Annotated in this window: 6 protein-coding genes and 7 tRNA genes; 3 read left to right on the forward strand and 10 right to left on the reverse strand. The window is 37.5% G+C overall.

Going from position 1 to position 6,068, the window contains the following annotated elements; all coding sequences use genetic code 11:
* From ABIN61_09060 to ABIN61_09085, 6 genes are all read right to left on the reverse strand, one after another.
* A partial coding sequence (locus tag ABIN61_09060; protein MEO0294351.1) for a GTP-binding protein occupies positions 1–109 on the reverse strand: 109 nt, incomplete at its 3' end.
* 61 nt (positions 110–170) lie between these two features.
* Positions 171–243 (reverse strand) — tRNA-Thr (locus ABIN61_09065).
* Positions 244–247: 4 nt separating this feature from the next.
* A tRNA-Gly gene (locus ABIN61_09070) sits at positions 248–320 on the reverse strand.
* Between the two features lie 5 nt (positions 321–325).
* Positions 326–408 (reverse strand) — tRNA-Tyr (locus ABIN61_09075).
* A gap of 20 nt (positions 409–428) precedes the next feature.
* A tRNA-Thr gene (locus ABIN61_09080) sits at positions 429–500 on the reverse strand.
* 76 nt (positions 501–576) lie between these two features.
* Positions 577–648: transfer RNA gene (locus tag ABIN61_09085), tRNA-Ala, on the reverse strand.
* A gap of 486 nt (positions 649–1,134) precedes the next feature.
* On the opposite strand from ABIN61_09085, the gene ABIN61_09090 reads away from it, so the two are divergent.
* The 3 genes from ABIN61_09090 to ABIN61_09100 all read left to right on the forward strand — a co-directional run bounded on the left by ABIN61_09090 (position 1,135) and on the right by ABIN61_09100 (position 1,773).
* Positions 1,135–1,208: transfer RNA gene (locus tag ABIN61_09090), tRNA-Ile, on the forward strand.
* A 4-nt stretch (positions 1,209–1,212) separates the two neighbouring features.
* A tRNA-Ala gene (locus ABIN61_09095) sits at positions 1,213–1,285 on the forward strand.
* Between the two features lie 17 nt (positions 1,286–1,302).
* Positions 1,303–1,773, forward strand: coding sequence for a small multi-drug export protein (locus ABIN61_09100; GenBank protein ID MEO0294352.1), 471 nt, complete (start codon positions 1,303–1,305; stop codon positions 1,771–1,773).
* A 3-nt stretch (positions 1,774–1,776) separates the two neighbouring features.
* On the opposite strand, the gene ABIN61_09105 is transcribed toward ABIN61_09100, so the two are convergent.
* The 4 genes from ABIN61_09105 to ABIN61_09120 form a co-directional block, all read right to left on the reverse strand.
* Positions 1,777–4,119 carry a hypothetical protein gene (locus ABIN61_09105; GenBank protein MEO0294353.1) on the reverse strand — a complete coding sequence of 781 codons (2,343 nt, stop codon included), beginning with the start codon at positions 4,117–4,119 and terminating at the stop codon, positions 1,777–1,779.
* Positions 4,120–4,144: 25 nt separating this feature from the next.
* Positions 4,145–4,912 carry a hypothetical protein gene (locus tag ABIN61_09110; GenBank protein MEO0294354.1) on the reverse strand — a complete coding sequence of 256 codons (768 nt, stop codon included), beginning with the start codon at positions 4,910–4,912 and terminating at the stop codon, positions 4,145–4,147.
* A gap of 5 nt (positions 4,913–4,917) precedes the next feature.
* Positions 4,918–5,289: a four helix bundle protein gene (locus ABIN61_09115; protein MEO0294355.1), complete on the reverse strand. Its 372-nt coding sequence runs from the start codon at positions 5,287–5,289 to the stop codon at positions 4,918–4,920.
* Positions 5,290–5,339: 50 nt separating this feature from the next.
* Positions 5,340–6,068: hypothetical protein (locus ABIN61_09120; GenBank protein MEO0294356.1), on the reverse strand; the 729-nt coding region annotated here is incomplete at its 5' end.

Here is a 6,068-nt window from a genome sequence, read left to right on the forward strand (position 1 = left end):
ATAAAACCTTTGTTATCGCAGAAGTCAACGTGGACTTCCCATGATCTACATGTCCAATCGTCCCAACATTTAAATGCGGCTTCGTCCTATCAAACTTGCCCTTCGCCATTATATACCTCCTTAATATTTTATTTTTACCTTAAAATTAATTTCTCTCCCAATTCTCTTTTAGCCCACGAGCGGATTTGAACCGCCGACCTCATCCTTACCAAGGATGCGCTCTACCCTCTGAGCTACATGGGCACAAAGCGGGAGACGGGATTCGAACCCGCGACAAACGGCTTGGAAGGCCGTTACTCTACCAGCTGAGCTACTCCCGCTTTTTTGGGGAGGGGCGGATTCGAACCACCGAAGGCTTATGCCAACGGATTTACAGTCCGTCCCCTTTGGCCGCTCGGGAACCTCCCCATTAATTCCTTTCACTTTTTAGCTGGTGGAGGGAATCGAACCCCCGACAGGCTGATTACAAATCAGCTACTCTACCTCTGAGTTACACCAGCATAAAAACAAAGAACAATACCTCTCTTTTACCCTTATGAGAGGATTTTCTTTATCCTTCAAATCTTACTCTTCCTTTGGAGCAGAGCGGATTCGAACCGCCGACCTCCTCCTTGCGAAAGAGGCGCTCTTCCAATTGAGCTACTGCCCGAATGTTAATATAATGCAATATTTCTTATTGTCAACCCCCTTTTTTCAAAAAATTTTTATAAAAATATAGAGTTTCCAATCCTAAATGGTTTACACATCCAATTTATATTAAAGTCATTTTTCATCATTTTCTTAAGGGCCGACTCCGTGGAAGAGACAAATCCACCTTTATCTCCAGAAGTTTATCACTATCAAGAACAAACCGAGGTTCGGAACTCTTATCCTTCCTTTTTAAGTTCTTTCTCACTCTATTTTTCTCACTCTATTAAAGAAAAACAGGTATCTGTTGATTTCACAAAAAATGCTCTTTTCCTTTATTATTCCTTTCTCGTTTTACATAAGCCATCTTTACGAAAATATTTCGCTCGGCTCTCTTTAATTTTCACACTTCTCTAAAGTGTAAACCATCTCCTTTTAAATTTAACAATTATAAAAATAATCACTCTTGACATTTCCGAAAGAGCTTGTATATTTTTAGAAAATAAAGGGCCTATAGCTCAGTCGGTTAGAGCGTTCGCCTGATAAGCGAAAGGTGAGTGGTTCGAATCCACTTAGGCCCATTTTGGGGGTGTAGCTCAACTGGTAGAGCACCTGCCTTGCACGCAGGAGGTCAGCGGTTCGAGCCCGCTCACCTCCATAATTAATTATAATTTTATGGATCCTATTATAAAAATTGTAATTCTTTCTCTTCTCCCTATATCTGAGCTAAGAGGGAGTATTCCATTAGGACTCTCTTCTGGAATTCCAATTTATGTTGTCTTTCCCATAAGTGTTGCTTCCAACATTCTTGTTTTCCCAATCTTCTATTTATTTCTCTCTTCCATTCACAATTTGTTAATGAAAATAAATTTATATAGAAAAACATTCAATTTCTTCCTTGAAAGAACAAGAAAAAACCTTAGCCCAAAAATAGAGAAATACGGATATATTGGATTAACTCTCTTTGTAGCCATTCCCTTACCTGTTACGGGTGCATACACTGGAACTCTTGGTGCGTGGTTTTTTAAAATGCAAAAAAGAAAATCTTTTCTTTCAATAATTGTAGGAGTGTTTATCGCAGGAATAATTGTAAGTCTGGTTTCAATCTTTGGAATTCAAATGTTTGATATTTTTATCAAAAAATAAATTCTACTCAACTTGGAGGCCTGCGTTTATAGAGAGTTCGAGAGTTTTATAATCTGGATTAGAAGAAACTTCATATTTCCCATTTCCATCAAAGAAAATTGGCCCTCTTTTAAAATAGAGAAGAAGACCTCCGTTCTTTTTTGTAAAAGAAGCTCCAGAATAAGCTTCCTCATAACCAAAAAATATTCTTCCATTTATTCCATCTTTCGGAATAAAACTAACTCCTGTCTCAAAACCGATTACCTCATATGACACTTCTCCACTTCTGTATATAAAAGGCTCAAGACCTTCTTTATGAGCCAAAAACATTTCCTGGTAAAAATTCAAAAGTTCCTTTACTCTCTCCTCTCCTCTTAAGGTAATTCTATTCTCGGTTGTTGCTGTGGGAAGCGAATCAGGAATTCGAAGTTCATATATTCTATTCTCGTATTTAACTACAGCCTTCCCTTTATCTCTCAATAAATATGTGGTGTTTAAACCAAGAACTCTATCTCTTCTTGTCCTATATTGAATTAGAGTATCCCCAACAGAGTCTTCTCGTGTTGGTCGTAAAATTCTATAAAGACCATCTCCATCTAAATTCGAATATTCCCCTCCAAAAGAAAGAGAAGAAAGAGGACCCCACATTATATTTACTCTCTCTCTTTCTTCTTTATTGTCCTGTGTTTTCACGTCATCGTAATTCAAAGAATAACTTTTTCTCCATTCTTTTAACCCAGTAATGCTGAAAGCTCTATTATAAATCCTTGAACTTACACTATGAATCTCCGAATTTTGGAATACTGTCCCTCTTATAAGACTTTTCGATTTTGAAAAACTCGGGTTATAAGAAAAAGAAAACCACTTAAGTGGATAGGTATCGAACCTAAAAGAACCGGTGGTTCTCTCCCCAGGTTCATCTTCTTTCCCAGGATTTCTTCTTACCGATTGAATCGTGTATTGACCGCTTGAACGAAATAAAGAAAGAGAAGAAAAATTGTAATTGGACTGAAGAACCGTAATGGGCGAGTAGAGGTCTGATCTCTTTATTTCTGCCGAACTTGAGACACTTATCCCCCTTTTTGGAGTCCACCAGATCTTTCCTTCGCTATCCGTCTCTTCAAAATCTCCTTTTCCATAAGAACTTGTTATGTTTATACCATATAAGCCCCTACTATAATCAATACCTCCACCAATTTTATAAATACGAAGTGAATCTCTCCTCTCGAACTCTGTATTGCCACTAAAGTTAACCCCTCCAATTTTTTGTTTTGCGAGTAAACAATGAGAAGAATAGTGATTGAATCCTTCATATCTCTTGTAATTATACTGAAAATTATACAAATTCACCTGAAACATTCTATCATTCTCTTCGTTTCTCTCCCTGTAAGAGGAAGTTATCTTTAGTTGGGAAATAGGAGTTATGGCACCATTTACCTCGATTTCTTCTCCAGGCTCAAGACCTTTTCCAATTACGTTGAACTCTTCCCCTGTTGCACTATAAATCCCCTCAAGTTCAAAAATCCCATTTTTCATTCCTCCATCCACTCTTAAACCTTTATTTCCTCCTCCATCATCCGCTCCTTCAACCTTCAGATTCAAGTCTTCTGTTCCGAGACGACTTTGAAGTGAATAACCTCCTGTATTAACTCCACTTCCTCCAATAGATAAAAAACTGAACGGTTTTAAAGTGATTTCTCCTCCAGAAATGGATTTCCCTTCCTCTTTCTCATATTCATACTCAACTTCCATCACTTCCTCATGGGACAAAATTCTATTTAATAGAGTTATCCTCCCAAGAGTATAGTCCATCCTGTAATCAGTTCCCCTTTCGAGTTTCTTTAAAGCAAGACCAATTCCTATTTTCACGATTTCTGTGTTTACAAGAACTGGAGAATTAGCAAGCTGGAAAGGGCCAGAAGTCCCATCCCCTTTAATTTTCTCCCGGATGGAAGTCCCTCTTGGCAGAGAATAAAAACCTTCCCCGTCTACTTTCGAAGATTTTAAGCCCAATTTTACACCTCTTATAGATTTATTTTGAATCAAAAGTCCACCAAGAGATACTGGAATATCTCCCATAGAGCCTTCAATATGTTCACCTTTAAGAGAAAAGAAAGCTGTATTTTCTTCCTCTCTTCTACCCTGATAGGCTTCCCCTTCAAGTAACAAACTTTTTATTTTCCCATCAACATTTAATTGTAGAACATTATTTCTTAAAGTAAAAGGATAAAACTCAGGGGGTGTGGAACCAGAAAGTAAATACTTTCCCTGGTAAAAGAAAGTGTTTCTACCCGTGACATTGATATACGTCGTATCACCTAAATTTATTGTATCGCTCTCAAAAATTAAAAACAACAAAAAAACCATTAATTAAATCCCTTTTCCACCTTTCCTATTTACCCTCATAACTATACCCTATATTATATTTCCTCAAGATGCCATTTTCAAAAATAACCAATCTCTTACCCTCTGTTGCCGAAAATTCCCCTTTAAAACACCCAATCTTCTTGAAACTCTGGTCAAAAAGAATTGTTGTGCTATCAGTTAAGATACTTATGTATTTATCCACAGAAATTGATTTTCCGTTCTTTAGATTCACTGCCTGGATAAAATCCCCAATCTCGGAAAAAATAGAAACCCTATCCCTCTCAAGAACATAGACTCTCCCTCCTATTACATCTATATCCAGAGGAGAATTGATAAAACCTTCCCCTTTACCAAAATGTCCAAATGAATAAGAAAGAGAACTTTCTCCATAAACATCAATTTGAGATTTTAAAGGATCTAAGATAAATACTTTTTCACCAGAAATCGCAATCGAGGTTGGTTCTTCAGTTTCAATTTCCCTTGAAAATAGAAAATTCCCATTACGGTCAAAAACTTTTATATTTTTTGAGCCTCGGTCAAGAACAAAAACTCTTCCATTTTCAATATCAATAGAAACAGGCCCTGTAAGCTCCCCCTCTTCCATTCCAAAATTCCCAAACTTAATAATCCCATTCCCTTCTCTAAGAATTTTATCCTTCAAAAGAAAATAAGTATAATTCCCGAATGTTTTTATCTTGAGAACCTCCTCCGAAGAAACTGGAACTTTCACCTCTTCGGTCAGTTCAACCTTAAAAGGTTCTACAATTAAGAAAAGAAGAATGATAGAAATCATAATAATTACACTATCCGCCCCCCGCTTTCCGCAACCCGCGAAAAAAGTTTTGAAAGCATCATTTTTATTCGTTCATATTCACTTTCAATTCTTTCATAATCTTTATTATCAATGTATCCAAGGTCCTTTGAAAGTAATAATTGATATCTAACTTCTTCACAGGAATCAAGAGCTATGCTTACAAACCGAGCAAAATCTTTTTCACCCTTTCTCCCTCCACCTTCTCCAAGATTCATTGGTATTGAATATGTCGACCTTCTCAATTGACTTACAAGCCCACATATCTCTTCTTTCGGGAAACTTTTTGTTAATTTGTATATCTCCAGTGTCATCTTATGAGAGACATTAAATACATCATATTCTCTTACATTTCTCATTTTTACTCCTTTCTAGCGGTTAGCGGTAAGCGGATTGCGGTTTGCGCCTTCTACCATCTCCATCCAACAGAAATATTATGATTACCCTTTATTTCTTCCTTTGTTGAATACGCATAGTCAAAATATAAATGCTCGGAGTTAAAACCCATCCCAAAGGCAATCCTCCCATCCTCTATTCCGAATCTAAGAGGCAAAACCCCTGCAACACTCCACTCAAGACCTCCGTAGTATATTGGATCAATTCCCCTCCTAAAAACTTTATCAACTCTACCAGTTATAATTATACCCTCCTTAAACCACCCTTCTTCCCGAAAAAGATTCACCCCACAAAGCACAGAACCAACTGGCAAAAGCTCTTCATTTAGCCCACTACTCCAACTTATCCCAGAATTCAGAATATCCTTTAATGCAATACCGACAAAGAAAAACTTACTCTCGTAATACCCACCAATATCAGTGCTTATACCTCTCCCAGAATATTGATAAAGAAACATATCGATAAATTTACCACTTACCCCAATACCAAAATCTCTTATCCTCTTTGAAAGAGAAAAAGTGTAGCAGGATGCACGGTAGGTCGCTGTCCCTTTGTATATTATCTCCCTGTAATCCGTCCCTGGAATCGTGTCCTCTCCTGCCTCTGTTACCGGTATGTCTTCTGTCGCAATCCGCATAAACGAAAAAGCTCCTGTTAAAGATAAAGGGGCTATCGCTGTCCCAAGAGTGAAGAAATCGTAAGTCGTCCCAAAATCCAGTTCCGTATGCTGATACAAAATCTC

It is taken from the genome of candidate division WOR-3 bacterium (genome assembly GCA_039804165.1).
Classification (GTDB): Bacteria; Hydrothermota; UBA3072; order UBA3072; family UBA3072; genus JAFGHJ01.